This is a genomic window from Variovorax sp. 54, assembly GCF_002754375.1.
In the GTDB taxonomy this organism is placed as follows: domain Bacteria; phylum Pseudomonadota; class Gammaproteobacteria; order Burkholderiales; family Burkholderiaceae_C; genus Variovorax.
On the sequence record NZ_PEFF01000001.1, the window covers coordinates 4676601 to 4703550 of the forward strand.

Here is a 26950-nt window from a genome sequence, read left to right on the forward strand (position 1 = left end):
CGCCTGTTCAAAAAGCAGCCCACCGAGGCTGCATGCCGGAGACAAATCCATGCGCACACCGCGCCCTGCCTCGAAGTTTCGTGTCGTCGTTGCGCTGATCGGCGCGTCGTTGGTCCTGGCCGCCTGCGGTGGCGGCAGCGGGGGAGGAGGGAGCCCCGGCTTCTTCCTGCCGACCCCGCCGCCCGCCAGCGGCAACACCCCGCCGGCCGAGGAGCCGCCCGGCACTCCGCCCCCGCCCGTGCTGCCCGTCGTGGCCTGCGCCGACCTGGCCGGCAAGAGCCTGCCCGCCGCGTTGATCAGCCTGCCCACGCAGGGCGCCACCGTCACCAGCGCCACGCCCGTGGCCGCCGGCGACGCGGGCAACACGCTGGGCGATTACTGCCGCGTGCGCGGCACCATCGCGCCGGTGGACCCGGCCTCGCAGCTCATCAATTTCGCGGTCAACCTGCCCGAGCAGTGGAACCAGAAGACCATCCACTTCGGCGGCGGCGGCTTCGACGGCGTGCTCATCGACGGCACCGAAGTCATCCGCTTCGGCCCCGCCGGCAAGCCCGCGCCGCTGGCGCTGGGCTACGCCACCTACGGCGACGATTCGGGCCACCAGTCGAGCAGCATCACCGACGGGAAGTTCGCGGCCAACGACGAGCAGCTGGCCAACTACGGCGGCCAGTCGCTCAAGAAGACGCGCGACGTGGCACAGGCGCTGGTGTTCGCGCGCTATGCCGTGAAGCCCAAGCACGCCTACTTCCTCGGCACCTCGACCGGCGGGCGCGACGCGCTCGGCTACATCCAGCGCTGGCCGCAGGACTACGACGGCGTGATCGCCAATGAGCCGGCGCTCAACTACACGGGCACGCGGCTGTCGAACGTGGCGGTGGGCCGCGCGCTGTACAACAACGACGCCAAGGGCTGGCTCAACCTCACCGAGACGCTGCTGGTGCAGAAGGCCGCGATGCAGGCCTGCGACAAGCTCGACGGCGCGCTCGACAACCTCGTGAGCAACGTCGAAAGCTGCCGCCAGCTCAACACGCAGATCCTCGCCTCGCTGCGCTGCCCCAACGGCGCGGACACGGCGGACACCTGCCTGTCGGACGCGCAGATCGACACGGTGCACGCCATCGAGTCGCCGCTGGAGTTCACGCGCTATGCGCTCGCCAACGGCGTGAAGCGCGCGGGCGGCTACAACCTGCTCGAAGGTGCTCTGGTGGCGGGCCCGTACACCACGCGCGACCTCGGCACGCGCAAGGTGCCGGGCAACCCCGCCACCTCGGCCGATGCCAACATGTACGTCACGGGCGACCAGTGGGTGAAGTTCTTCGTCACGCGCGATGCCGACTTCAACACGCTGACCTTCGATCCGCAGAACCCGGGCACGCATGCGGCGCGCGTGACCGAGGTCTCGAAGCTCACCGATGCGACCGACCCGAACCTCGCCCCCTTCTTTGCACGCGGCGGCAAGCTGCTCATGCTGCACGGCCTGGCCGACGAGGTGATCAGCCCGAACTCGACCATCGACTACTACCAGCAGCTCATTGCCACGCTGGGTCAGGCCGCGGTCACGCAGAACGTGCGCTTCTACACCGTGCCCGGCATGGGCCACGGCACCGGCAGCTTCATTCCCAACTGGGACTCGCTCGCGGCGCTCGAAGGCTGGGTCGAGGGCGGCCTGGCGCCCGCCACGCCCGTCGCGGTGGACGCCGTGGCCGGCAGCTACGGCCGCACGCGCCCGCTGTGCCAGTTTCCATCGTGGCCCAAGTACCGCGGCAGCGGCAGCCTCGATGCGGCCGTCAACTTCAGCTGCGTGACCGAGGTCGGCGACCCCCTCGCTTGCCCGAACCTGCCTGCGAGCGCAACACGCTACAAAGGCGGCAACAGCTTCGGCGAGGAACTGCAGGTGCAGATCGACCCGGCCAGCATGGCCTACACCGTCACCATCGATGCGAGCCACGAACCCACGCGGGTCGGTACGCAGCGCGCCGGCTCGCTCGTGTCGCAGGGCAGTTGCAGCTACACGAGTGGCGAGAGCGGGGTGGTGTTCAGCTTCGGCGCCGGCGGCGTGCTGCTGGGCGGCGTGAACCCGCCGAGCGGCACCGGCTTCTCGCCGCTGGTGGCGTTCCAGAACACCTTCCAGAATGTGTCGCCGTCGACGGACTTCCGCACGGTGTCGTTGATCTTCAATGCGGCCGGCGTGGAGCAGCTCGGCGCCGGGGCCACGGCGGCGTTCTCGTCGGCGGGGCGGCTGCGCAATGCGGGCACCTTCCAGTTCTGCCGCAGCCCGGCGTCGAACAGCTTCATGACCTACGACCAGACCTGCAAGAACACCGAGAAGGGCTACCTCAGCTACAGCACGGCGCGCGGCGCCTTCGACATGTACACGACCTCGACCTCGTCGAGCGGCACCGCCGAGACCACCGGCGGCACGCTCACCGGCTCGGTGGTGATCGGGCTGGTCAACGGCGTGTCGACGCCGCTGTACCTGCGCCGCGTGGCCACCGCTGTGCCGGCAGCCGACACCAGCAGCGGCGTGGCCACCGTCATCCAGCCGGGCCTGCGCCTGCTGGCGGTGCAGCAGACGTTGATGTCCGGCGCGGCCGACGGCAGCTATGCCATGGCCAGCGTCAAGGGCGAGAGCCGCGAGGCGACGGTGGCCGGCACCGCCTTCAACCTCGGCGGTGCGGCCACCACGCTGGGCTACGACACGCCAGTGCTCGGCGTGGCGCAGGCCGGTGCCGGCCGACCGGGCCATTTCATCTTCAACAGCGGCGTGATGGCCTTCGTCACCACCGATGGAACGAACGGCGCGCTGGACCTCGGAGTACGCCATTGAAAAAACACCTCTCGCAACTGGCCGCCCTCGCTGTGCTGGGTGCGGCGCCGCTGCTGTCCGCGCACGCGGCACCCGCCACCGCGCCCAAGCCCACGGCCTGCCCGTCACCCGTGCCGGAGACCGCACACTGCTACACCGGTGAAGACGGCGCGGGCGCGTTCTACTGGATCGCCATTCCCAAAGACTGGCAGCGCGGCGTGCTCGTGATGCACGCGCACGGCGGGCCCGAGACGGGCGCGCCCAAGCTCGCGCGCAGCGAAGAAGACCTGAAACGCTGGGCCATCACCGTGAAGGCCGGCTATGCCTGGGCCGGTTCCACCTACCGGCGTGGCGGCTACGGCGTGACGATGGCGGCCGAAGACACCGAGCGGCTACGCCAGATCGTCGTGCGCCACTTCGGCACGCCCAAGCGCACGCTGCTGCACGGGCAGAGCTACGGCGCGGGCGTGGCAGCGAAGGCGGCCGAACTCTATGCGCCCGTGGGCGATGCGAAGTCGCCCTACGATGGGCTGCTGCTCACCAGCGGCGTGCTCGGCGGCGGCAACAGCGCCTACGACTTCCGGCTCGACCTGCGCGTGGTCTACCAGTACGTCTGCCGCAACCACCCGAAGCCCGACGAGCCGCAGTACCCGTTGTGGATGGGCCTGCCGATGGACGCGAAGCTCACACGCGCCGACCTCGCCGCGCGCGTCAAGGACTGCACCGGCGTCGGCACGCCCGCCGCGCAGCGCACGCCCGAACAGGCGGCGCGCCTGAAGACGATTCTCTCGGTCGTGAAGATTCCCGAGCGCTCGCTGGTCGGCCACCTCAACTGGGCGACGTGGCTGTTCCAGGACCTCGTGCAGCAACGCCTGCATGGCCGCAACCCCTTCGGCAACATCGGCGTGGTCTACAGCGGCTCGACCGACGACGCGGCGCTCAATGCCGGCGTGCTGCGCTACGCAGCCGACCCGCAGGCCCAGGGCGCGCTCGCGGCCGACAGCCAACCGACGGGCCGCACCTCGCTGCCCACCGTGGGCCTGCATGCCATCGACGACCCTACGGCGTTCGTCGAGCTCGAGAACGCCTACCGCCGCATCCGCGATGCGGCCGGTACCGGCGGCCATCTGGTGCAGAGCTTCAGCGCCGAGCGCGAGCACAGCTACCTCAGCGATTCGGAGTACCCCGCGCTCTTCGGCGCGCTGCTCGACTGGATCGACACCGGCGAGAAGCCCACGCCCCAGAGCCTCGCGCAGCGTTGCACGTCGCTCATGCCGCGCTACGACACCGACGGCAAGAACGGCTGCCACATCCAGCCCGAGTGGCAACCCCCGACGCTCGAAAGCCGCGTGCCTTCGCGCGCGCCCTGATTTTTCTTTTTGACCTTGACGGAGACTCTGATGAAAAAAATGTTCGCCCTCGCGGCCGTGGCCCTTGCCGTGTGCGCCCACGCGCAAGACTTCCCTGCGGGCAAGCCCGTGACCATCGTCGTGCCCTTCGCGGCCGGCGGCCCGACCGACCGCGTGGCGCGTGATCTGGCCGAGGCGCTGCGCAAGCCGCTGGGCGGTGCCAGCGTCATCATCGACAACGTGCCCGGCGCGGGCAGCTCCATCGGCGCGGCCAAGGTGGCGCGCGCCAACCCCGACGGCTACACGCTGCTGCTCAACCACATCGCGATGGCGACCGTGCCGACGCTGGTGCGCAACGTGCCGTTCAAGGTCGAGACCGACTTCGAGTACCTGGGCATCGTCAACGACGTGCCCATGACGCTCATCGCCAAGCCCAGCCTGCCGGCCACCAACTACAAGGAACTGACCGCCTGGATCGCCGCCAACAAGGGCAAGATCAACCTGGGCAATGCAGGCATCGGCTCGGCCTCGCACCTGTGCGGCCTGCTCTACCAGAGCGCCACCAAGACCGAGATGACGCCCGTGCCCTACAAGGGCACGGCGCCCGCCATCACCGACCTGATCGGCGGCCAGATCGACCTGCTGTGCGACCAGAGCACCAACACCTCGCCGCAGATCGAAGCCAAGAAGGTCAAGGCCTATGCCGTGACCACGCCCAAGCGCCTGACCACGCCGCTCTTGAAAGACCTGCCCACGCTCGACGAGGCCGGCCTGAAGAACTTCCAGGTGACGATCTGGCACGGCCTGTACGCGCCCAAGGGCACGCCCGCGCCGGTGCTCAAGAAGATCAGCGATGCGCTGAAGCTGGCACTGAAAGATGTGGACTTCATCAAGCGCGAAGAAGCGCTGGGCGCCGTCGTCGCCACTGACGGGCGCATCGAACCCGAGGGCCACAAGAAGTTCGTGGCGGCGGAGATTGCGAAGTGGAGCCCGATCATTAAGGCCGCGGGGGTGTACGCGGACTGAGCTTGACGCGAGGTATCAGCCGCCGTGGTCGGGATGGCCTGACTCTGCGGCTTCAGCCTAACCGCATGGACAGTTCCACGTCATCAGCAAACGGCACCGACAAATACCCGCTGTCGGGCGAGCGGACGCGCGCCAGATACTCCGGGCTGTGGTCGGCGTTGTCCGCCACGATCAGCGCGCCCGGCCGCAGGCGGCTTTCGACCAGCGCCAGCACGTCGGGATACAGCGCCTTCGCGCCATCGAGCAGCAGCAGGTCGATGGACGTCGGCAGGTCGACGGCCAGCGTCTGCAGTGCATCGCCTTCGCGGATCTCGACCAGGTCGGCCACGCCGCCTTGGGCCAGGTGCTCGCGGGCCTTGGCGATCTTCGAGGGTTCGAACTCGCTGCTGATCAGGCGGCCACCGCCGTTGTCGCGCAGCGCTGCGGCCATGTACAGCGTGGACAGGCCGAAGGAGGTGCCGAACTCGATGATGTGGCGCGCGTTAGTGCTGCGCGCCAGCTGGTACAGCAGCACGCCGGTGTTGCGTGAGACCGGCAGCCACAGGTCCTTGAGCCGGCTGTAGAGGTCGATGTATTCGGTCTTGCTGTGCATCAGCCGTTGGCGCTCTTCCGGGCTGATGCTGGCGACGGCGGGACTAGTGGCTGCGCTGGCCTCCTGGAACAGGCGGTCCAGCAAGGGCGCGAGGGGTGCAGTGGTCAAGGTTGTCACGGGGTTCTTTCGTGTGAAAAGCAGATGGGAAATACTATGAAGAACCCTTCATGTTTTCCATTCGCGTTCCGCAGCGCTCCCATGACCGACCGTCAAAACCCCTCGATCTCCTCTCGCAGACAGCCCAAGCAGGCGCGTTCGGCCGACCTTTTGGGGGCCATTCTTCAGGCCGCTGTTCAGGTTTTGGCGAAAGAAGGCGTGCGCCGTTTCACGACGACGCGTGTCGCCGAAAGGGCAGGCGTGAGCGTCGGGTCGGTCTACCAGTACTTCCCGAACAAGGCGTCGATCCTGTTCCGTCTGCAGAGCGACGAATGGCGGCAGACGACGGAGATGATGCGCGGCATCCTCGGGGATACACAGCGGCCTGCGCTCGAGCGGCTGCGCCTGCTCACGCATGCTTTCGTCCGATCCGAGTGCGAGGAAGCTGAGGTGCGAACGGCACTCGGCGATGCGGCGCCGTTCTATCGCGACGCACCCGAGGCGCAGGAGGTGCGCGCCGCCGGCGATGACATCGTCCGCGTGTTCATGCAGCAAGCGCTGCCAGCGGCGTCCGATGCCACGCGCCAGATGGCGGGCGACCTGATCGTGGCGACGCTCAGTGCCGTGGGGAAAGAGTTTTCCGAGAGCCCTCGCACCGACGCCGAGATCGAAGCCTGGGCGGATGCGATGGCCGACATGTTCTGCGTCTACATGGAAAGCCTGGCGTCGCGCTGAGCCGATCGCGAGGCGCTGGTGCAGCAACGATCGCGCTGCAACGAAAACGGACCCCGAAGGGTCCGTGGCCGGAGACTGAAAGCCCGTCTTGCTTACTTGGGCGAGTAGGTCATCTTCGTCACAACCATCGCCGTCTTCGAATCGCCGCCCTTCAGCAGTTGGCCGCGATACGGGCCTTCGGCAGCGAGCCAGAACTCTCGCGTGATGTCCTTGCTGATCCCCGCCGCGCCCACCGCGATCTTGAGCGAGAGCTTGCAGGTGTTGAACGTGCCCAGTGGCGTGTCCAGCTGCTCACGGCCGTGGTACGTGAGTTCGCCACTCGCGGGCAGCGACACGGTCGTGCCGCTCTGGCCGTTGAGGACTGACGTCTTTGCCGCCGTGGATTGTTGGCTGACGACCTGCCCCGGTGTCATGTCGACCGGGAACGCAAACGGCGGCGTGAAGACCTGGGACACCGTGCTGACCTGCTTCAGCGGATAGCCGGCAGGCACTGAAGGCACGAACGTTGGATCGATCGTGCTCGTGTACGTGGTCGATTTCCCGTAGAGCAGAAAGCTGCCGTTCACGAGGTCCTTGTATTCCTTCTTGACGGTGCGTTGCTGAAACGCCGGATAGGTGAAGGTTTCCGAACCCACGTTCACCGAGATCGGATTCGCGCCGCCGAATGCCTCGCGGCCCTCGGTCGCTGCTTTTCTGACGAAGGAAGGCTTCGCTGGGTCCGTTCCTGGCTTGGCTGCCTCGAATTCCACAACCGTGCCTTCGCGGAAGTCGGCCTCATTGAAGCAAGGGCCCGAGCTGTCTGACACGGGCGCTGGTGCGGGTGGCGGCGGGGCGGGTTCAGCGATGGGCAAGATGGGAAACGCGGGGGCGCCACCACCGTCTCCGCCACCGCCGCATGCGGAAATCGTTGCGACTGCGGCAACAATTGCAAGCAATCGCGCGCGCGAGATGTTGTTAGAACGTGCTTTCTTCAAGATTCCTCCCTGTTGTTGAGGGCCGAATCTTGGAGGGCGATCTTGTGCGTTCGAACGAGGCGCGTATTTGGTTTGCAGTTGACCTTTCTCAGTTGGGGAATAAGTCACACAAGCATGTGAAGGCCCTGCTGTCAGCCCTCAGCGCAAGTGTCAATTGGCCACAGCGGCCCGCGAGCGAAAGAGCCATGAGCACCCGCTCTTGATGCCCGGGAGCGAGGTTTTCAACCGCCGCAACCTGCCCCCGGCGAGGTCTTCAACCGCCCCTCAGAACGTCCCCGGCAAGAGGATGTCCGAACGCACATCGTCGATCTGTGTGCGTCCGCAGAAAGCCATCGTGATGTCCAGTTCCTTGTGGATGATCTGCAGCGCGCGCGTCACGCCTTCCTGGCCGTAGGCGCCCAGACCGTACAGGAAGCTGCGCCCGATCAGCGTGCCGCGTGCGCCCAGGGCGCGGGCCTTGAGCACGTCTTGCCCGCTGCGCACGCCGCCGTCCATCCACACCTCGATCTGGCTGCCCACGGCATCGGCGATGGCCGGCAGGGCCGCGATGGACGAGGGCGCGCCGTCGAGCTGGCGACCGCCGTGGTTGGAGACGATGAGCGCGTCGGCGCCGCTGGCCACGGCCAGGCGTGCGTCTTCGGCGTCCATGATGCCCTTGAGGATCAGCTTGCCGCCCCAGCGCTTCTTGATCCATTCGACGTCCGCCCAGCTCAAGGCCGGGTCGAACTGTTCGGCGGTCCATGACGACAGCGACGACAGGTCTTTCACGCCCTTGGCGTGGCCGGCGATGTTGCCGAAGGTGCGGCGCTTGGTGCCCAGCATGCCCATGCACCAGCGCGGCTTGGTCGCCAGGTTGATGAGGTTCTTGATCGTGGGCTTGGGCGGCGTGGACAGGCCGTTCTTGATGTCCTTGTGGCGCTGGCCGAGGATCTGCAGGTCGAGCGTGAGCTGCAGCGCCGACACGTTAGCGGCCTTGGCGCGGTCGATCAGGCGCTCGATGAAGTCGCGGTCCTTCATCACGTAGAGCTGGAACCAGAAGGGGTGGCGGTCGGTGTTCTCGGCAATGTCTTCCAGCGAGCAGATGCTCATGGTGGAGAGCGTGAACGGGATGCCGAAGGCCTTGGCCGCGCGGGCGCCCAGGATCTCGCCGTCGGCGTGCTGCATGCCGGTCAGGCCCGTGGGCGCGATGGCCACGGGCATGGCGACCTCCTGGCCGATCATGGTGGTGCGGGTGGAGCGGCCTTCCATGTTCACGGCCACGCGCTGGCGCAGCTTGATCTTCTGAAAGTCGCTCTCGTTGGCGCGGTAGGTGCCCTCGGTCCAGGCGCCGGAGTCGGCGTAGTCGTAGAACATCTTCGGCACGCGCTGCTGGGCGATCGCCCGCAGGTCTTCGATGCAGGTGATCTTGGAAAGGTCGGGCACGGGGGAGGTCTCCTGGCTGGTGTTATGGGGGTCAAGGCGGGCCGGCTACGCAGGCCACGGCAGCGCCGGGGGTCGAGTCTGCAGGGGAAACGTGCCGGCCACCTGAAAAAAGCCCGCACCCCGTCTGAAAATTATTCAGCCCGGCTCGCGCAGCGCCTGGCGCAGCCATTCGACGAAGGTGGCGCATTCCCAGCGCTCCATGGTGCCCGGGCGCCAGCACAGGAAGTAGGCGTTGGGCGAGGGCGCGCTGTGCGGCGACAGGCGCACCAGCCGGCCGTTGTCGATCCAGGCGCGGCCCAGCCGCAGGTGCATGAGCACCACGCCGAAGTCTTCGGCGGCGGCATCGAGCGCCAGCCCCAGGTCGTTGAACTGGTGGCCCACGGCCGGCTCGGGCAGGCCGATGCCGCAGGCCTTGAACCAGATGCGCCACGACTCCAGCGGCGTGCGCAGCAGCTGCACGCGGGCCACCTCGGCGTCGGTCGAAAAGTGCTCGTCGAAGGGCCCGTGGCGTTCCAGGTAGGCGGGGCTGCACACCGGCGAGACGTCGTCGGCCAGCAGCTGGCAGAACTCGCGGTCGTGGAACGGGCCGGTGCCGAAGCGCAACTCGATGTCGGCGTCTTCTGCGGTGAAGTTGCGCACCGGCATGGTCACCTGCAGCATCAGCTCGATGGTCGGGTAGGCGTCGCGGAACTCGGCCAGCCGGGGCAGCAGCATCTGGCGCGAGAAGGTGGGCGTGACCGCCACGCGCAGCCGCCGCACCTGCGACGCGGGCTCGCGCCCCGGCACCTGCTGCAGCGCCGCAATGGCCTCGCGCACGCGCGCCAGATAGGCCACGCCGTCGGCGCTCAGGCCGAAGTCGTTGCCCGTGAAGAGCTTGAGCTCGAGCTGCGTCTCGAGCTGCCGGATGCGGTGGCTGACCGCGCTGGGCGTGACGCTGAGCTCCTCGGCCGCGACGTTCACGCTGCGCAGCCGCGCGACGGCCTCGAAGGCCTGCAGGCCCTGGGTCGAGGGGAGTCGCGTCGATGCCATCTGTTTTTTGGGGAAGGGAGTGAGCGCTGCGATGTTATCGAAGCGCGACGAGCGCATCGAGCAGCCGCCGCAGGTCGTCGACCGCCTCGCGCGCCAGGGCCGCATCGCCCATCTGCGCCTTGACGATGGCGCCGTCGACGCCCAGCGCGGCAGCCTGCGCAATGGCCATGCGCTGCGGGCCGTCGGGCAGCAGGCCGGCGATCACCTCGACCATCTCGCGCTTGTGCTCGCGCGCGATGTCGGCGGCGCCGGCCACGCTGGCACCGACTTCCACCACCGAGTTGATGAAGGCACAGCCCCGAAAGACCGGGTCGGTGAACCACTCGGCCATCACGTCGGCCAGCACCGGCAGCGCCTGCCCCTGCGCGATGCGCTGCTGCGCGTCGCGGCGGCCCAGCGCATCGACGAACCAGGCCATCCACACGCCGTGTCGGTGGTCGAGAAAGGCGCGCACCAGGTCGTCCTTCGACGGGAAGTGCCGGTAGAAGGTGACCTTGGTGACGCCCGACGCGGCGATCACGCGGTCGATGCCGGTGGCGCGGATGCCGTCGGCATAGAAGAGCTCGTGCGCCGTGAGCAGGATGCGCTCGCGTGCGGGCAGTGCAGAGATGTCCATGCGGCGATTGTAGGCATGTAGACAGGTCTGTCTACTCGTGGCACATTGCGGGCCTTCATCACTTCATTTCTTGACTGAAAGCCCGCCATGGAATCCCGCCCGCCGCTGCCGCCCTTCACCCTTGAATCTGCGACCCAGAAAGTCCAGGCCGCCGAAGACGCCTGGAACTCGCGCGACCCGGTTCGCGTGAGCCTGGCCTACACGCCCGATACCGAATGGCGCAACCGTGCCGACTTCGTCAACGGCCGCGAGCAGGTGGTGGAGTTCCTCACCCGTAAGTGGGAGCGCGAGCACGACTACCGCCTGAAGAAGACGCTGTGGGCCTTCATGGACAACCGCATCGCGGTGCGCTTCGAGTACGAATGGCACGACGCCGCGGGCCAGTGGTTTCGCAGCCATGGCAACGAGAACTGGGAGTTTGCGGAGAACGGGTTGATGCGCAAGCGCTACGCGAGCATCAACGACCAGCCCATTGCGGAGTCGGAGCGCAAGTTCCGCTGGGAGCGTTGAGCTCTTCCTGTCTTGTCCCCTCTCCCGCTTGCGGGAGAGGGTTAGGGTGAGGGCTTGCGGCCTTCGCAAAGCCGCGCCTCACACCATCGCTGTCGCACCCTCACCCCAACCCTCTCCCCGAGGGGAGAGGGAGCAAGTCAGCTGGGCATGCCTGTTGCTTGGCCTATCGCATCCATTTCAACCCCAGGAGCCAAGCCGCATGAACCGCAACGACGTCACCGAGAAGATCATCACCGCCAAGGTGTCCAAGGGCATCCAGTGGGCCGACGTGGCCAGGAAGGTCGGCCTTTCGAAAGAGTGGACCACCGCGGCCTGCCTCGGCCAGATGACGCTCGACGACAAGCAGGCAAAGATCATCGGCAAGATCTTCGGCCTCACGCCCGAGGAACAGAAGTGGCTCCAGGTCGTGCCCTACAAGGGCTCGCTGCCCACGCCCGTTCCGACCGACCCGCTGATCTACCGCTGGTACGAGGTGGTGAGCGTGTACGGCACCACCATCAAGGAACTGATCCACGAGGAATTCGGCGACGGCATCATGAGCGCCATCGACTTCAGCATGGACATCCAGCGCCAGGCCGACCCGAAGGGCGACCGCGTCAACGTGGTGCTGTCGGGCAAGTTCCTGCCGTACAAGAGCTACTGAGGCGGGTACGGGTCAGTACACCGGCGCTGCAGGCTTCGGCCGCGGCGTCGGGGCCGAGCGCCAGCCCGGGCCCGCCATGCCGTAACTCGCTCCCTCGATCGCACCGGCAATGGCACGCGCCACGCCTTCCACCGGCGTCGTCAGCCGCCGCCGCGTGCGCATGCGCTCGAAGGCGTAGCTGTCGGCGATGCGCTCGGCCAGCGGGTCGGCGGCCTCGGCCACGTCGGGGCTCACCAGCGTGACATGCAGGCGCCCCGCGTGTTCGCGCCGCAGCCCTTCGGAGATCGCCTGCACCGCGTACTGCGTGCCGTGGTACACGGCCGAGTCGGGTGTGGCGCCGCCCATGGCCACCGGCGCGACGTTGACGATGTGGCCCCAGCCCTGCTCCTGCATCGTCGGCAGCACGGCCGCCACGCCGAGCAGCATGCCGCGCAGGTTGACGTCGATCATCAGCTCCCACTCCTCGATCTTGCGCTGCCACAGCGGCGACAGCGGCATCACGCCGGCGGCGTTCACCAGCACGTCGATGCGGTCGTGCGTGTCGAGGGCGAACTCGGCAAAGGCCTCCATGTCGGGCCGGTGCGTCACATCGAGCCGACGGAAGCTCGCCGAGCCGCCGGTGGCATTGATCTCGGCCGCCAGCGCGGCCAGCCGTTCGGTGCGGCGCGCGCCGAGCACCACATGGGCGCCGCGCCGCGCGAGCCGCCGCGCCGTCGCCTCGCCGATGCCGCTGCTGGCGCCGGTGACGAGAACCACTGTGTCCTGGATTGCACTCATACAAAACTCCTCATGCGGGTCGGTGCGCCATGGCGCGAAGGGTGCGCCGGGCATGGGGATGAGTCTCGGGGCGAAGGGGCCTGAGGCGGTATCCGGATCGAACGAGGTTTTTGCCTGATCCTGCGAAAACGCGGGCGGCATCCGGCTGAGGCCGGATCAGGAGGTGCGGGCTTCGGCCGCCACGCAGGGCAATTGGGCGCAGTGGTTGCGCACGGCTTCGACGATGGCGTCGATCTTCTGTTGTGCATCGGTCGTGCGGAACGCTGCGCGACTGTCGCGTTTGGCTTGCGGCACATGGCCGACGCCCTGGTACGTGTTCAGGAGCGCGAGGTTTGCGCAGTCGAAGCGCTGCAGCATCACCTGGATTTGTTGGTTGAGCCAGCGCTCCATCTCGTTGATCCGGTCGATGCGCGTGCGGCGTAGCAACTCGTCGTCGGTGTAGTCGTCGAAGTGATCGAAGACGTAGGTGTAGTCGCGCTCCTCGTGGTCGCTGAGTCCGTTGCGGATCTGACTGTGGATGTCGTTGTAGGAGAAGTGGTTGCCGCAGCGTGAGATCAGCGGGTTGCAGCCCATGCGGTTGTCGCCGGTCTTGCCGACGTACAACCGCGCGTCGTCTTGTGAGTGGGCGACCACGACATAGACGGCGAAGCGGCGTTTGAGGCTTTCGCGATGCAGAGTGAAGATGTGGGTCATGAAACAAGGTGGTTGAACGGTGCTACAGGCCGCGCCGGCCCAACCGGTTCCCCAACGCCAGCAACCCCCACCCCGCCACCCCGAAGGTCAGCGCGATGCCTGCCGCATAGACGGCCACACCGCCGTAGCCGCCCACGTTGGCGGGGTTGAGGAAGGGGTAGGGGTACCAGCCGGTGCGGCCACCGCGCAGCAGCGTGTAGGCCAGGTAGACCATGGGGACGACGAGTATCCACAGCAGCTGCCGGCCGCCGAGCCGCGTGCGCGGCGGCTGCAGCAGCCAGTCGAGCAGCACGACGCAGGGCATCACGTAGTGCAGCAGCGTGTTGATCCATGGCCGCAGCGCGCCGAGGTCGACGTCGCGCAGCAGCAGCGAGAAGACGATGCCGACCACCGCCATGTTCACGGCCGACATGGCGCGCAGCCCCTCGTCAGGCCCCGTGGACGCCGGTCGCCAGAGGCGGCGCGCGCCCAGCACCAGCACGATCGCCGCGAACAGGTTCGAGAGGTTGGTGAAGAAGCTGAAGAAGTTGACGACGTTGAAGCCCATGCGGACATGGATCGTCAGCTGCCAGCCGATGGCCACCAGGGTCAGCAGGCCGAAGAAGAGGCGCAGGGCGGGCCAGATCACGCGATGCTGCCCTGCGCTCAGGGCTTGCAGTTGCCGCCCATCGACACCGAGCCGTCCTTGCACTCGGTGAGCATGGGCTCGCCGCGTGGCGCGGGGGCTGATGGGGATGCAGGGGTGGCCGGCGAGGCCGTGCCGCCTTCGCGCTGGTAGACGATCTTCTTGGTGCCGAGGTCGCAGCTGCCCACGACCTGTCCGCTCGCCGTGGCGGCGGCATCGACGGTGACGACGCTGAAGTTCGTCACGCCCGACGCGGCGATCTTGGCCTCGATCTCGGCGCGCAGCGTGTCGCAGTTGCTCTGGGCGTGGGCGCTGCCGGCAGCCACGAGCAGGGTCGAGGCGGCAGCAGCAACAGCAAGCAGACGGAGTTTCATGAGGGGCCTGCCTTTCTTTTCTCTTGCAGTGACGTGGGGGCGGGGGAGTCGACGTCTAGTTTCGCGCTGCACGGCGGCGGACGCAAAGACAAACACAAAAACAAACGGCCTGCCGCGCGAGCAACAGGCCGTTGGTAGGAAGGCTTCCGAGTCAGCACAGACCCGGAAGACGCAGGCGCAGCGGGATCAGGCCGCCGGTGCCAGCACCGCGTTCAGCGTGGCGCTCGGGCGCATCACGGCTTCGTACTTCTTCGGGTCGGCCAGGTAGTAGCCGCCGATGTCCACAGGCTTGCCCTGCACGGCCGCGAGTTCGTCGACGATCTTCTTCTCGTTGGCGGTGAGCGCCTCGGCGAGCTTCTTGAACTTGGTCTGCAGGTCCTTGTCCTCGGTCTGCGCGGCGAGTTCCTGGGCCCAGTACATCGCCAGGTAGAACTGGCTGCCGCGGTTGTCCAACTGACCCGTCTTGGGCGACGGGTTCTTGTTGTTATCGAGCAGCTGGCCGGTGGCGGCGTCGAGCGTCTTGGCCAGGATCTTGGCTTGCGCGTTGCCGGTCTTCAGGCCCAGGTCTTCCAGGCTCACGGCCAGCGCGAGGAATTCGCCCAGCGAATCCCAGCGCAGGTGATTTTCTTCCACCAGCTGCTGCACGTGCTTGGGGGCCGAGCCGCCCGCGCCGGTCTCGTACATGCCGCCGCCGGCCATCAGGGGCACGATCGACAGCATCTTGGCCGAGGTACCCAGTTCCATGATGGGGAACAGGTCGGTCAGGTAGTCGCGCAGGATGTTGCCGGTGGCGCTGATGGTGTCCAGGCCGCGCACGACGCGCTCCAGCGTGTAGCGCATGGCGCGCACCTGGCTCATGATCTGGATGTCCAGGCCCGTGGTGTCGTGCTCGTGCAGGTACATCTTGACCTTGGTGATCAGCTGCGCCTCGTGCGGACGGTAGGCGTCGAGCCAGAACACGACCGGCATGCCGGAGTTGCGTGCGCGGTTGACGGCCAGCTTCACCCAGTCGCGAATGGCGGCGTCCTTGACCTGGCACATGCGCCAGATGTCGCCCTTTTCGACGTCTTCGCTCATCAGCACTTCGCCGGTGTCCAGGTCGGTGATGTTGGCCACGCCGTCTTCAGGAATTTCGAAGGTCTTGTCGTGCGAGCCGTACTCTTCGGCCTTCTGGGCCATGAGGCCGACGTTGGGCACGGTGCCCATGGTCTTGGGGTCGAAGGCGCCGTGCCACTTGCAGAAGTTGATGATCTCCTGGTAGATGCGGGCGAAGGTCGATTCGGGCATCACGGCCTTGACGTCCTTCAGGCGGCCGTCGGCGCCCCACATCTTGCCGCCGTTGCGGATCATCGCGGGCATGGAGGCATCCACGATGACGTCGTTGGGCGAATGGAAGTTGGTGATGCCCTTGGCCGAGTCGACCATGGCCAGTTCGGGGCGGCCTTCGTGGCAGGCGTGCAGGTCGCGCTTGATCTCGTCCTGCGTGCTCTGGGGCAGCGTGGCGATCTTGTTGTAAAGATCGACCATGCCGTTGTTGACGTTGATGCCCAGCTCGTCGAACAGCTTGCCGTGCTTCTCGAAGGCTTCCTTGTAGAAGATCTTCACGCAGTGGCCGAACACGATGGGGTGCGAGACCTTCATCATGGTCGCCTTGACGTGCAGCGAGAACATGACGCCGGTCTTGTGCGCGTCTTCGATTTCCTTTTCATAGAAGGCCAGCAGCGCCTTCTTGCTCATGAACATGGAGTCGATGACTTCGCGGTCGAGCAGGGCCACCTTGGACTTGAGCACGATGGTCTTGCCGCTCTTGGTGAGCAGTTCCATCTTGACGTTGCGCGCGCGGTCCAGGGTCATGGACTTTTCGCCGTGATAGAAGTCGCCGCCGTGCATGTGCGAGACGTGCGAGCGCGAGGCCTGGCTCCAGTCGGCCATGCTGTGCGGGTTCTTGCGGGCGTATTCCTTCACGGCGCGCGGCGCGCGGCGGTCGGAGTTGCCTTCGCGCAGCACGGGGTTCACGGCGCTGCCGGTGCACTTGTTGTAGCGCGTGCGGATGTCCTTGTCCTCGTCGGAGGTCGGGTTCTCCGGATAGTCGGGGATCTTGTAGCCCTTGCCCTGCAGTTCCTTGATGGCCGACTTGAGCTGGGCGACCGAGGCGCTGATGTTGGGCAGCTTGATGATGTTGGCGTCGGGCTGCAGCGTGAGCTTGCCCAGTTCGGCCAGGTTGTCGGGCACCTTCTGGTCGTCGCTCAGGAACTCGGGGAACTCGCCCAGGACGCGGGCGGCCACCGAGATGTCGCTCGTCGTCACGTTGATGCCGGCCGGCGCGGTGAAGGCGCGCACGATGGGCAGGAAGGCGTAGGTCGCCAGCAGCGGCGCCTCGTCGGTGAGGGTGTAGACGATGGTGGGTTGCTTCGTGCTCATGCGCTTGCTTCCGTAGGTTCTGGGTTGTCGAGAGGGCTGAAATTTCATTGGGCGAAATGGACTTTCGCCGGAGCCCCCCATTGTCGCCCGGTCGGGCCGGGGCGCGGCCGGAGAAACCCCGATGACCCCTCGGCCGTGGCTTCCCGCGATGGCTACCATTGCGCCCCATGAAAAAGCTGCCTCTTGTCGGTTTCGTCGGTCTTCTTGCCTCGTGGCTGGCTGGTTCCGTGCTCGCTGCGCCTGCGGCCCAGGTCTTCGACGCTGTGAAGATGCCCGAATCGTCCGATGCCCCATGGCGCGCGCGCCTGTGCGCACTGCTGCCGCAGCCGTGCACCCTGGAGCGGCTCGAGCTGTACCGCCCGCGTGGTGCGGCGCCGGGCGAGCACGTGCTGCTCTCGGCCCAACCGCTGGCCATGGCGCGCGTGCGTCGCACCGCGGGCGCCGACGGCTGGCAGCTCGACCGGCTGCACGACTTCTCGGCCTACGCCCAGGCCCTTGCAAAAGAAGGCAGCGGCGGCACGCCCGATGTCCACGTGTCGCTGGCACCCGCGCTCTATCCGCTGGCCGAAGGCCGCTGGGCGGTGGCCGTGCAGCAGACCGTGACGGAAGGCTATTCGGGCGGCGGCGCCTCGTTCAGCACCGCCGATTTCGTGCCGCTCGAGGGCGGCGCGGCGGTGCACACGGGCGTTCCGTTCTCGTGCAACAAGATGGTCCGAGCCTGCTTCAGCGAGAAGGAATACAGGACCTCGAAGCACTGCCACGACGAGAGCTTCGGCAGCCTGCGCATCGCCTACGGCGAGCCGACGAAGCCGGGCGGCCCCTACGACTGGCAGTACACGTGGCTGCAGACCGAGTGGCCGCAGAACGAGCCGAAAAGCGCCACGACCACCTCGCGCATCCGCTTCACCGCGAAGACCATCGAGCGCGCGGGCTTCTGCGGCGGGCCGCAGTAAGCCGCAGGCAGCCGGTCAGTGGCGCGGCACCGTCACCGCACCCACGTGCAGCGTGCGCCCCGCGCCCAGCCCCGCGATGACCAGCGCCACGCCCAGGCCGACGAACAGCCAGGCCGAGGCGTGGAAGCTGCCGGTCCAGCCGTGCAGCAGCCCGGCCAGCAGCGGGCCGAAGGCGGCCACCATGTAGCCCACGCCCTGCGCCATGCCCGACAGGTGCGCCGCGATGTGCGAATCGGGCGAGCGCAGCACGATCATCGTGAGCGCCAGCGCGAAGGTGCCGCCCTGCGAAATGCCGAGCACCACGGCCCAGGTCCACATGCCGCCGGGGGCGTCGAGCGGCGCGAACAGCATGGCCAGCATGGCCGCCACCGTCATCGCCGACAGCACCACCGCCAGCGCGCGCTGGTTGCGCAGCTTCACGGCCAGTGCGGGCACCACGAGGCAGGTCACGACCTGCGTCATGACCGACAGCGACACCACGTAGCCGGCCATTTCGCCGCTGAGCCCGCGCTCGCGCAGGATCGGCGCCAGCCAGCCCATCACGATGTACGCCAGGGCCGATTGCAGCCCCATGAAGAAGGTCACCTGCCAGGCCAGCCGGTCGCGCCACAGGCCGCGCACGGTGAAGCCCGACTCGCTGGCCACCGGCTTGAGCGGCAGCGCCTGCGGTGCCCAGATGAACGTGACCAGCGCGGCCGGCACGGCCCACATGGCGAGCGCCAGCGTCCAGCCGCCGCCCAGCGCATGCTCCAGCGGCACCGTGAGGCCCGCGGCGCTGGCGGCGCCGCCGCACACGGCCATGGTGTACAGGCCCATCATCAGCGCCGCCTGCTTGGCGAAGTCGCGCTTCACCAGGCCCGACAGCAGCACGTTCGACACCGCGATGCCGCTGCCCGCGATGGCCGAGGCCAGGAACAGCAGCGGGATGTTGCCGGTGCCGCGCAGCAGCGTGCCCACGCCGATCAGCACCATGCAGCCCAGCAGCGTGCGCTCGGTGCCGAAGCGGCGCCCGAGCCAGGGCGCCATCGGCGCGAACACGCCCAGGCAGACGATCGGCAGCGTGGTCAGCAGGCTGGCGGCGGTGGCCGACAGGCCGGTGGCGCGGATGATTTCCGGCAGCACCACCGACAGGCTGGCGAACACCGGTCGCAGGTTGAAGGCGATGAGCACCACCGTGAGGCCCAGCAGCAGCCGGCGGCCCCGGCTGGGTGTCGGTGTGGGGCGCGGCGCGGGCAGGCTGTCGACCTCGGCGTCGATCAGCAGGTCTTCGGCGCCCGATGGCGTGGCCTGGGTGCGCGCCGTGGTGGCGGCACCCGTGGGCAGGGTCATGGAGTTCATGCGGTGCCCAGCGCCAGGACGTGCATCGTGGGCGCCATCAGCTCGCGCACGGCGGCCGCGGCGCGCTCGGGGTCGCGGCTGGCAATGCCTTCGACGATGGCGCGGTGCGCGGCCTCGTCGGGCTCGGGCAGGCTGGTGCTCAGCGTGCTGGCGATGGTTTCCTTGATGTAGCCGGTGATGAAGCGGCAGGTCTCGACCAGCGCCAGGTTGCCCGACACATCGACGATGGCCAGGTGAAAGGCCAGGTCGCGCTCGATGAAGGCGGCGCCGTCGTCGGCCATGTCGGGCTGGCCGCGCTTGTCGAGCAGGGCGTGCAGCCGGCGCAGGTCTTTCGCGGTGTGGCGCACGGCGGCGAGCCGGGCGGCTTCGACCTCGAGTGCGCGGCGCACCTCGAACTGGTCGCGCAGGCTCGCCAGGCGCAGCTTCTGCAGGCTGGCCGAGGGGTCGAAGCCCGAGCGCACGTAGGTGCCCGAACCCTGCTGCACTTCGAGCAACCCGCGCGAGACCAGCGTCTTGACTGCCTCGCGCACCGTGCCGCGGCTCACGCCCAGCAGCTGCGCCAGCTGGGGCTCGATGGGAATGCGAGAACCGATGGGCCAGCGGCCCGAGGCGATCTCGGTGCGGATGCTGTTCGCGGCGGCGTCGGCCAGGGAGGTGCGAGGAGGTTGGACGAGCATGGGTCAGGCCGGCTTATTCATTGAATGATTGGATGAATTTAACCATCCCTGAAAAGTCGCAGTCGGCGAAAGGGGCATGAGGCCCGGCCGGCGTCGACCGGCCCTACCAGCTGCCCGAAGCGCCGCCGCCGCTGCTCGACCCGCCGCTGTCCGAGGAGGACGAAGACGACGAGGAAGAGGACGACGATGACGAACTGCTGCTCCAGTCGCTGTCCCCATCTCCGTCGCCCGATTCCATGATGCCGGGCGGCAGGAAGCCGAACAGCATCGAGAAGAAGGCCGCCAGCGCGATGGGAATCCACGACGTATCGGGCACCGGGCCGGGCGAGGTTTCGTGGAACACGTAGCCGCAGATGCCCGCCACGATGACCAGCCGGATGAGAAAGCTGAGCATGCTGCGCTGGAAGGTGTTGACCATGCAGCGCACGATGACCACCGCGAACAGCGTCACGCCGCCGATGCACAGCGCCCACAAAAAGCCCCACCAGAAGCGCTCGGCGCCGACCGTGAATGCGATGGCGACCAGCGACACGATCACGAGCACCAGGCCGCCGAGGACCGTGGCGATCGCGCGCGACATGCCGCACAGGTAGCCCATGCCGTAGCTGAAGATCGCCGGCATCACCAGCACCAGCGCGATGCCCGGATTCAGCAGCGCCGCGCCGGCGGCCAGCGGCCCGGCGCCGAGCAGGCCGATCACCAGGCGCAGATCGCGTGGGGCAGGGGGCGCACGCGTCGGCTCGGGTTTCATCTCTGCCAGGGCGTCGGCCCAGGGTTCGGGGCCCGCGCTGCCTTTGCGCCGGCTCTTGCGTTTTTTCTCTTCGGCGCGCCGCGAGGCGGAGGTGCCGCGCGGCGGGTCGCGTTCGGCGCCGCGGCCGTGCCAGATGCCCAGGCCCAGGCCCCACAGCAGCACGCCCAGCAGGCCCCAGCCCTCGGGCGTGACGCGGCCGCCGCTCGTGAGGCTGGTGACTTTTTGGTGGTCGGGTGCGGCGTCGGGTGTGGTGTCGGGTGCGGCGGCGTGGTCCACGGCGATCTGCTGCGACTCGGGCGCGATGAGCACCTCGCTGTCGAGCAGTCGCCTGAGCGCGCTCACGGCCGCTTGCACGCCGCCGGCGAAGTCGCCCTCGCGAAAACGCGGCGCCATCTCGCGGTCGATGATGCGGGCCGCCTGGATGTCGGTCACCGTGCCTTCGAGGCCGGTGCCGACCTCGATGCGCATGCGCCGGTCTTTCTGCGCCACGAGCAGCAGGATGCCGTCGTCGGCGTCGCTGCGGCCCAGCCGCCATTTTTCGAACACGCGCGTGGCGTAGCGCTCGATGGTGTCCTCGCCCGTGGTCGGCACGATGAGCACCGCGAGCTGCGCCTGGGTGCGGCTCTGGATGTCGGCGATCTGCGCGCGCAGCGCGTCGGCCTCGCCGGGCGGCAGCGCCTGCGCGAGGTCGACCACGCGCGAACTCATCGGCGGCACCGGCACGGGCTTGGCCTGCGCAGCACGCGGGCCGGCGAGGCACAGCACGAGCAGCAAGGCCAGGCACAGCGACAGCCAGCGGGGCATCAACGTCAGTCTGTTCATCGGCGCGCTCCCTTTGCTGCCACCACACCCGCGCCGCGCACTTCGACGCGGCGCTGATCAACCACCTTGCCGCTGGCGTCGACCAGCTCGATCAGGTGCCGGCCCGGCCACGGCAGCCACTGCGCGCTGTTGCCGCGCGCGTGGAACTTGCCGTCGATGCGCCACTGCACGCCGCGCCCTTCGGACTCGAAGCGCACGCGCTGGCGCAGCGGCGGAATGTCGGGGTCGATCGCGAGGATCGTGCCGTCGGCCGGCGCCGTGATGCGCGCCGAGGCCGCATCGCTCGCCATGCCGGTGTCGAGCGCGAACAGCGGCTGCTCGGTGCCCTGCAGAAACCATTCGTTGCGCGCCGCTTCGAGCGGGCTGCCGTCGGCGCCGGGGCCGAAGCTCACGGGCGCCTCGACCAGCCCGGCGGGCGGCGTGGGTGCGCGGCTGGGTTCGCGGGCGTGCAGGAAGCGCATCACCTCGGCCCACACGGGCGCGGCGCCGCTGGTGCCGCTCACGTCCCACATCGAGGCGCCGCTCGCGTTGCCGACCCACACGCCGACCGTGTAGCGCTGCGACCAGCCCACGGCCCAGTTGTCGCGCATGTCCTTGCTGGTGCCGGTCTTCACGGCGGTCCAGAAGCGGGTCGAGAGGATGCTGTCCAGCCCGAAGGTGCGCGTGCGCGCGTTCGGGTCGGAGAGGATGTCGCCGACGATGAAGGCGGCGCGCGGGTCGAGCAGCGGCGCGGCTTCAACGGGCTTTGCCTTGGTGGCCGGGGCAGGTCGTGGCGTGAGCGTGGTCGCGCCGAAGCGTCCGCCGTTGGCCACCATGCGGTAGGCGTTGGCCAGCGACAGCAGCGACACCTCGGCGCTGCCGAGCGCCAGGCTGTAGCCGTAGTAGTCGCCGCTTTCGCGCAGCGGCAGGCCGGCGGCGCGCAGCTCGCGCGCGAAGGCTTCGGGCGACACCATCACCAGCGTGCGCACGGCCGGCACGTTGAGCGAGGCGGCCAGCGCGGTGCGCGCCGACACGGGGCCCTTGAAGCGGCGGTCGTAGTTCTGCGGAATGTAGAGGCCGCTCGCGGTGCTGATCTGCGCCGACGAGTCCTCGATGAGCGAGGCCGCCGTGATGCGCTTCTCTGCGATGGCCTGTGCGTACAGCAGCGGCTTGAGCGTGGAGCCGGGCTGGCGCAGCGCGGTCACGCCGTCTACCTCGGCGGCCTGGCTCAGCGGGCCCGAGGAGCCGACCCAGGCCAGCACCTCGCCGCTCGCGTTGTCGAGCACCACGAGCGCGCCGTCTTCCACGTGGCGGTCGCGCAGCTCGCGCAGGTGGCGCTGCAGGCTGTCGAGCGCGTAGCGCTGCAGCGGCGCGCGCAGCGTGGTGCGCACGCTGGCGGGGGCGGTGGCCTTTTCATCCGCGGCATCACGCAACTCGCGCAGCACCCGCCGCGCGGCATGCGGCGCGATGCCTTCGTTGGGATCGAACGCGCGCCGTTGCACCACCGCGCTGGTGAACATGTCGAGCGCTTCGCAGTCGGTCTTGGCGCCGGGCTCCATCACGCGCAGCACCTCGCAGGCGCGCTGCGCCACCAGCGCGGGGCGGGCGTTGGGCGCACGCACCAGCGCGGCGGCCACGGCGGCCTCGCGCGCATCGAGCCCGCTGGGGGCCTTGCTGAAGAGTGTGCGCGAGAGCGCGTCGATGCCGACGATCTCGCCGCGGAAGGGCACCGTGTTCAGGTAGGCCTCGAGGATCTGGTCCTTGCGCCAGCGGCGCTCCAGCTGCGTGGCGGCCACGGTTTGGCCGAGCTTCTGCGTGAAGCTGCGCCCGCCTGCGGCGCGGCGCAGGTCGTCGTCGAGCAGGCCTGCGAGCTGCATGGTGATGGTCGAGGCGCCGCGCGTGCGCGTGTTCCACAGGTTGCCCCAGGCCGCGGCCGAGGCGGCGCGCCAGTCGACGCCGCTGTGTTCGTAGAAGCGCTTGTCTTCGCTCAGCAGCATCGCTGCGCGCAGCGCGGGCGACACGTCGGCCAGCGCGGTCCACTGGCCGCGCCGCACCGTGGCGTCGGTGCGCACGCGCTGCAGCAGCTCGCCCTGGCGGTCGAGCACGGCGGTTTCGGAGGAGCGAAAGTCGCGCTTCACTTCCTCGAAGCTGGCCAGCGCCCAGGCGGAGGGTGCGGCGGCTGCCGTCAGCAGGACCACGGCCAGGGTGTGCCGGGCGGTGGAAGAAAACGAGAACGCAAGAGGCATCGCAGCAGACGGGGCCGCAGGGCGGCAGGCAAAGCGGAGACGGCCCATTCTCCGCGATGCTTTCCGGGCGCCCTTCACACGCGGGCGCGTCAGGTGCGGACGTACGCCGCGAGATGCTGGCCGGTGAGCGTGGCGCGTTTCGCGACCAGGTCGGCCGGCGTGCCCTCGAAGACCACGCGCCCGCCGTCGTGGCCGGCGCCGGGGCCGAGGTCGATGATCCAGTCGGCGTGCGCCATCACCGCCTGGTGGTGCTCGATGACGATGACCGACTTGCCCGCATCGACCAGCCGGTCGAGCAGGGCCAGCAGTTGCGCCACGTCGGCCAGGTGCAGGCCGGTGGTCGGCTCGTCGAGCACGTACACACCGCCTTTCTCGGCCATGTGCGTGGCCAGCTTGAGCCGCTGGCGCTCGCCGCCCGACAGCGTGGTGAGCGGCTGGCCCAGGCTCAGGTAGCCCAGGCCCACGTCGGCCAGGCGCTCCAGGATGGCGTGCGCGGCCGGCGTGCGCGCCGGGCCTTCGCCGAAGAAGGCCGCGGCCTCGGTCACCGGCATCGCGAGCACCTCGCTGATGTCGCGCCCGCCGAAGCGGTGCTCGAGCACCGAGGCGTGGAAGCGCTTGCCCTCGCACTCCTCGCAGACGGTGGCCACGCCGGCCATCATCGCCAGGTCGGTGTAGATCACGCCCGCGCCGTTGCAGGTGGGGCAGGCGCCTTCGGAGTTGGCGCTGAACAGGGCCGGCTTCACGCCGTTGGCCTTGGCGAAGGCGTTGCGGATCGGGTCAAGCAGGCCGGTGTAGGTGGCCGGGTTGCTGCGCCGCGAGCCGCGGATCGCGCCCTGGTCGACCGCCACCACGCCCGCGCCGGCGGGAATCGATCCGTGCACCAACGAGCTTTTGCCCGAGCCCGCGACGCCGGTCACGACCACCAGCACGCCCAGCGGAATGTCGACGTCGACGTTGCGCAGGTTGTGCGCCTTGGCGCCGCGGATCGGCAACGCGCCGTTGGATTGGCGCACCTTCTTCTTGAGCGCGGCCCGGTCGTCCAGGTGCCGGCCCGTGAGCGTGCCGCTGGTGCGCAGCGCCTCGACAGTGCCTTCGAAGCAGACCGTGCCGCCCGCCGCGCCCGCGCCGGGGCCGAGGTCGACGACGTGGTCGGCGATGGCGATGGCCTCGGGCTTGTGTTCGACCACCAGCACCGTGTTGCCCTTGTCGCGCAGCCGCAGCAGCAGCTCGTTCATGCGCTGGATGTCGTGCGGGTGCAGGCCGATGGTCGGCTCGTCGAAGACGTAGGTCACGTCGGTGAGCGAAGAGCCGAGGTGGCGGATCATCTTCACGCGCTGCGCCTCGCCGCCCGAGAGCGTGCCCGAGGGGCGGTCGAGGCTCAGATACCCGAGACCGATTTCCACGAACGAATCGAGCGTGTGCGCCAGCTTGGCGAGCAGCGGCGCCACCGAGGCTTCGTTCAGGCCGCGCACCCACACGGCGAGGTCGCTGATCTGCATCGCGCAGGCCTCGGCGATGTTGAGCTTCTTGATGCGCGACGAGCGCGCCGCTTCGCTCAGCCGCGTGCCGCCGCACTCGGGGCAGGTGGTGAAGGTCACGGCCCGTTCCACGAAGGCGCGGATGTGCGGCTGCATCGCCTCGACGTCCTTGGCCAGGAACGACTTCTGCACCTGCGGAACGAGGCCCTGGTAGGTGAGGTTGATGCCGTCGATCTTGATCTTGGTCGGCGCCATGTGGAGCAGGGCGTCGAGCTCTTTCTTGGTGAACTTGCGGATCGGCTTGTCGGGGTCGAAGAAGCCGCAGCCGTTGAAGATGCGCCCGTACCAGCCTTCCATGCTGAAGCCCGGGATGGTGAGCGCGCCTTCGTTGAGCGACTTGCTGTCGTCGTAGAAGGCCGTCAGGTCGAAGTCGGTGACCGCGCCCCGGCCTTCGCAGCGCGGGCACATGCCGCCGGTGCGGCTGAAGGTCTGCTTGACCGTCTTGGCCGCGCCGCGCTCCACGGTGATGGCGCCCGTGGCTTTCACCGAGGGCACGTTGAATGCGAAGGCGCTGGGCGAGCCGATGTGCGGCTTGCCCAGGCGGCTGAACAGGATGCGCAGCATCGCGTTGGCGTCGGTGGCGGTGCCGACGGTGGAGCGCGGGTCGCCGCCCATGCGCTCCTGGTCCACGATGATCGCGGTCGTCAGGCCGTCGAGCACATCGACCTCGGGCCGCGCCAGCGTCGGCATGAAACCCTGCACGAAGGCGCTGTAGGTTTCGTTGATGAGCCGCTGCGACTCGGCCGCGATGGTGCCGAACACCAGCGAACTCTTGCCCGAGCCCGAGACGCCCGTGAACACCGTGAGCCGCCGCTTGGGCAGCTCGACGCTGATGTCTTTCAGGTTGTTCACGCGCGCGCCCTGCACGCGGATGAGGTCGTGGTGGTCGGCGGCGTGACTGTGCTGCGCGTCTTTCGCGGGCTTCGCGTCCTTCTTCGGGGCCTTGCTGCTCATCGGGTCTTTCGTCTCTGGAAGGGACACGGGGCCGCCACGGCGGCGGCGCCCGTGCAGGAGGTCAAGGGGCTGCGGCGCCGGGGCCGGCTCAGCGCGTCTGCTGGATGCGGATCAGGTTGCCCGCCGGGTCGCGCACCGCGCAGTCGCGCACGCCATAGGGCTGATCGGTCGGCTCCTGCACGATCTCGGTGTTGCTGCCCTGCAGCCGCTCGAAGGTGCCGGCCAGGTCGGGCGTGGCCAGCAGCAGCGAGGCGAAGGTGCCCTTGGCCATCATCTCGGCGATGGTGCGACGCTCGTCGTCGGTGAGCCCGGGTGTGGCAGCCGGCGGGTACAGCACGATGGAGGTGGCGGGCTGGCCGGCCGGGCCGACCGTGATCCAGTGCATGCCGCCGTAGGCGACGTCGTTGCGCACCTCGAAGCCGAGGGTGTCGCGGTAGAAGGCCAGCGAGGCCTGCGCGTCGGTGTGCGGGAGAAAGCTCGAATGGATGCTGAGATTCATGATGGCGAGGGTCCGTGGTTGTGTCGGGCCGTCATGCTAGGTGCGAGGCGGGGTTTCGCGCTTCTCGATTCCTGATCGGGCGCGTCACTTGTTTGGCGATGCACGCCGGCATGCCCGCCGTCGCCTGCGCCGCCTCGCGCCGGTAGACGCCGGGCGACACGCCGACCAGCTCGGTGAAACGCGTGGTGAAGGTGCCCAGCGAGGCGCAGCCGACCTCGAAGCAGACCTCGGTCACGCTCAGGTCGCCGCGGCGCAGCAGCGCCATCGCGCGCTCAATGCGCCGCGTCATCAGGTAGGCGTAGGGCGATTCGCCATACGCCAGCCGGAACTGGCGGCTCAGGTGCCCCGCCGACATGTTCGCGTCGCGCGCGAGCGCTTCCACGTCGAGCGGCTGCGCGTGCTCGCGGTCGATGCGGTCGCGCACGCGGCGCAGCCGTGCGAGGTCGGGCAAGGAGGGTTGGGGCTGCGTGGCACTCATCGGGGCGGATCGTGCCACGTCGCTACG

The 26950-nt window shown here is 68.5% G+C and carries 24 protein-coding genes; 7 read left to right on the forward strand and 17 right to left on the reverse strand.

Features of this window, described 5'->3' with window-relative positions; all coding sequences use genetic code 11:
- Window positions 1-49: 49 nt before the first annotated feature.
- Genes CLU95_RS21605 through CLU95_RS21615 form a run of 3 tightly spaced genes read left to right on the forward strand, consistent with a single transcriptional unit; the run spans window position 50 to window position 5181 of the window.
- On the forward strand, window positions 50-2827 hold the full coding sequence (locus CLU95_RS21605) for a tannase/feruloyl esterase family alpha/beta hydrolase (protein WP_099795485.1): 2778 nt from the start codon (window positions 50-52) through the stop codon (window positions 2825-2827).
- Window positions 2824-4176 carry an alpha/beta hydrolase family protein gene (locus tag CLU95_RS21610; protein WP_099795486.1) on the forward strand — a complete coding sequence of 451 codons (1353 nt, stop codon included), beginning with the start codon at window positions 2824-2826 and terminating at the stop codon, window positions 4174-4176. The genes CLU95_RS21605 and CLU95_RS21610 overlap by 4 nt, the downstream gene beginning before the upstream one ends.
- 30 nt (window positions 4177-4206) lie before the next feature.
- Window positions 4207-5181, forward strand: a complete 975-nt coding sequence (locus CLU95_RS21615) for a tripartite tricarboxylate transporter substrate-binding protein (RefSeq protein ID WP_099795487.1) — start codon at window positions 4207-4209, stop codon at window positions 5179-5181.
- Between the two features lie 52 nt (window positions 5182-5233).
- Here the strand turns inward: CLU95_RS21615 and CLU95_RS21620 are convergent, their stop codons facing one another.
- Window positions 5234-5890 (reverse strand): O-methyltransferase, encoded by a 657-nt coding sequence (locus CLU95_RS21620; RefSeq protein ID WP_099795488.1) that lies wholly within the window; start codon window positions 5888-5890, stop codon window positions 5234-5236.
- 81 nt (window positions 5891-5971) lie between these two features.
- Here CLU95_RS21620 and CLU95_RS21625 point away from each other — a divergent pair, with 81 nt between their 5' ends.
- Window positions 5972-6604, forward strand: a complete 633-nt coding sequence (locus CLU95_RS21625; protein WP_099795489.1) for a TetR family transcriptional regulator — start codon at window positions 5972-5974, stop codon at window positions 6602-6604.
- Window positions 6605-6696: 92 nt separating this feature from the next.
- Here CLU95_RS21625 and CLU95_RS21630 read toward each other — a convergent pair whose 3' ends face one another.
- From CLU95_RS21630 to CLU95_RS21645, 4 genes are all read right to left on the reverse strand, one after another.
- The gene (locus CLU95_RS21630; protein WP_143606031.1) at window positions 6697-7578 is read right to left on the reverse strand and encodes a DUF3108 domain-containing protein; all 882 of its coding nucleotides are present in this window, start codon (window positions 7576-7578) and stop codon (window positions 6697-6699) included.
- Window positions 7579-7842: 264 nt separating this feature from the next.
- Window positions 7843-9000, reverse strand: a complete 1158-nt coding sequence (locus CLU95_RS21635; protein WP_099795491.1) for an alpha-hydroxy acid oxidase — start codon at window positions 8998-9000, stop codon at window positions 7843-7845.
- Between the two features lie 135 nt (window positions 9001-9135).
- Window positions 9136-10029, reverse strand: coding sequence for a LysR substrate-binding domain-containing protein (locus CLU95_RS21640; protein WP_099795492.1), 894 nt, complete (start codon window positions 10027-10029; stop codon window positions 9136-9138).
- A gap of 34 nt (window positions 10030-10063) precedes the next feature.
- Window positions 10064-10645, reverse strand: coding sequence for a TetR/AcrR family transcriptional regulator (locus CLU95_RS21645; RefSeq protein WP_099795493.1), 582 nt, complete (start codon window positions 10643-10645; stop codon window positions 10064-10066).
- Between the two features lie 87 nt (window positions 10646-10732).
- Between CLU95_RS21645 and CLU95_RS21650 the strand changes: the two genes are divergently transcribed.
- Both CLU95_RS21650 and cynS read left to right on the forward strand, forming a co-directional pair.
- Complete coding sequence (locus CLU95_RS21650; protein WP_099795494.1) at window positions 10733-11155, forward strand: nuclear transport factor 2 family protein; 423 nt, start codon at window positions 10733-10735, stop codon at window positions 11153-11155.
- 199 nt (window positions 11156-11354) lie between these two features.
- Complete coding sequence (gene cynS / locus CLU95_RS21655; RefSeq protein ID WP_099795495.1) at window positions 11355-11798, forward strand: cyanase; 444 nt, start codon at window positions 11355-11357, stop codon at window positions 11796-11798.
- Between the two features lie 12 nt (window positions 11799-11810).
- Here the strand turns inward: cynS and CLU95_RS21660 are convergent, their stop codons facing one another.
- The 5 genes from CLU95_RS21660 to CLU95_RS21680 form a co-directional block, all read right to left on the reverse strand.
- On the reverse strand, window positions 11811-12575 hold the full coding sequence (locus CLU95_RS21660; RefSeq protein WP_099795496.1) for an SDR family oxidoreductase: 765 nt from the start codon (window positions 12573-12575) through the stop codon (window positions 11811-11813).
- A gap of 156 nt (window positions 12576-12731) precedes the next feature.
- Window positions 12732-13268: a hypothetical protein gene (locus CLU95_RS21665; RefSeq protein ID WP_099795497.1), complete on the reverse strand. Its 537-nt coding sequence runs from the start codon at window positions 13266-13268 to the stop codon at window positions 12732-12734.
- A 22-nt stretch (window positions 13269-13290) separates the two neighbouring features.
- Window positions 13291-13896 (reverse strand): Pr6Pr family membrane protein, encoded by a 606-nt coding sequence (locus CLU95_RS21670; RefSeq protein WP_099795498.1) that lies wholly within the window; start codon window positions 13894-13896, stop codon window positions 13291-13293.
- A gap of 17 nt (window positions 13897-13913) precedes the next feature.
- Window positions 13914-14267 carry a DUF1161 domain-containing protein gene (locus CLU95_RS21675; RefSeq protein WP_099795499.1) on the reverse strand — a complete coding sequence of 118 codons (354 nt, stop codon included), beginning with the start codon at window positions 14265-14267 and terminating at the stop codon, window positions 13914-13916.
- A gap of 186 nt (window positions 14268-14453) precedes the next feature.
- A complete protein-coding gene (locus CLU95_RS21680; RefSeq protein WP_099795500.1) occupies window positions 14454-16688 on the reverse strand; it encodes an NADP-dependent isocitrate dehydrogenase in 2235 nt (744 codons plus the stop codon).
- A 167-nt stretch (window positions 16689-16855) separates the two neighbouring features.
- Here CLU95_RS21680 and CLU95_RS21685 point away from each other — a divergent pair, with 167 nt between their 5' ends.
- Window positions 16856-17641, forward strand: a complete 786-nt coding sequence (locus tag CLU95_RS21685; RefSeq protein WP_099795501.1) for a hypothetical protein — start codon at window positions 16856-16858, stop codon at window positions 17639-17641.
- Between the two features lie 15 nt (window positions 17642-17656).
- On the opposite strand, the gene CLU95_RS21690 is transcribed toward CLU95_RS21685, so the two are convergent.
- The 7 genes from CLU95_RS21690 to CLU95_RS21720 form a co-directional block, all read right to left on the reverse strand.
- Entirely contained in the window at window positions 17657-18979 is a 1323-nt protein-coding gene (locus CLU95_RS21690) for a CynX/NimT family MFS transporter (protein ID WP_257214693.1), read from the reverse strand.
- Window positions 18976-19656, reverse strand: coding sequence for a FadR/GntR family transcriptional regulator (locus CLU95_RS21695; RefSeq protein WP_099795503.1), 681 nt, complete (start codon window positions 19654-19656; stop codon window positions 18976-18978). Before CLU95_RS21695 ends, CLU95_RS21690 begins: the two co-directional genes overlap by 4 nt.
- Before the next feature lie 103 nt (window positions 19657-19759).
- Window positions 19760-21229, reverse strand: coding sequence for a TPM domain-containing protein (locus tag CLU95_RS21700; protein ID WP_099797422.1), 1470 nt, complete (start codon window positions 21227-21229; stop codon window positions 19760-19762).
- A complete protein-coding gene (gene pbpC, locus CLU95_RS21705) occupies window positions 21226-23454 on the reverse strand; it encodes a penicillin-binding protein 1C (protein ID WP_099795504.1) in 2229 nt (742 codons plus the stop codon). The genes CLU95_RS21700 and pbpC overlap by 4 nt, the downstream gene beginning before the upstream one ends.
- 89 nt (window positions 23455-23543) lie before the next feature.
- Window positions 23544-25946: an ATP-binding cassette domain-containing protein gene (locus CLU95_RS21710; protein WP_099795505.1), complete on the reverse strand. Its 2403-nt coding sequence runs from the start codon at window positions 25944-25946 to the stop codon at window positions 23544-23546.
- 88 nt (window positions 25947-26034) lie between these two features.
- Window positions 26035-26445 carry a VOC family protein gene (locus CLU95_RS21715; RefSeq protein WP_099795506.1) on the reverse strand — a complete coding sequence of 137 codons (411 nt, stop codon included), beginning with the start codon at window positions 26443-26445 and terminating at the stop codon, window positions 26035-26037.
- A 31-nt stretch (window positions 26446-26476) separates the two neighbouring features.
- Complete coding sequence (locus tag CLU95_RS21720; protein WP_099795507.1) at window positions 26477-26923, reverse strand: helix-turn-helix transcriptional regulator; 447 nt, start codon at window positions 26921-26923, stop codon at window positions 26477-26479.
- Window positions 26924-26950: the final 27 nt, after the last annotated feature.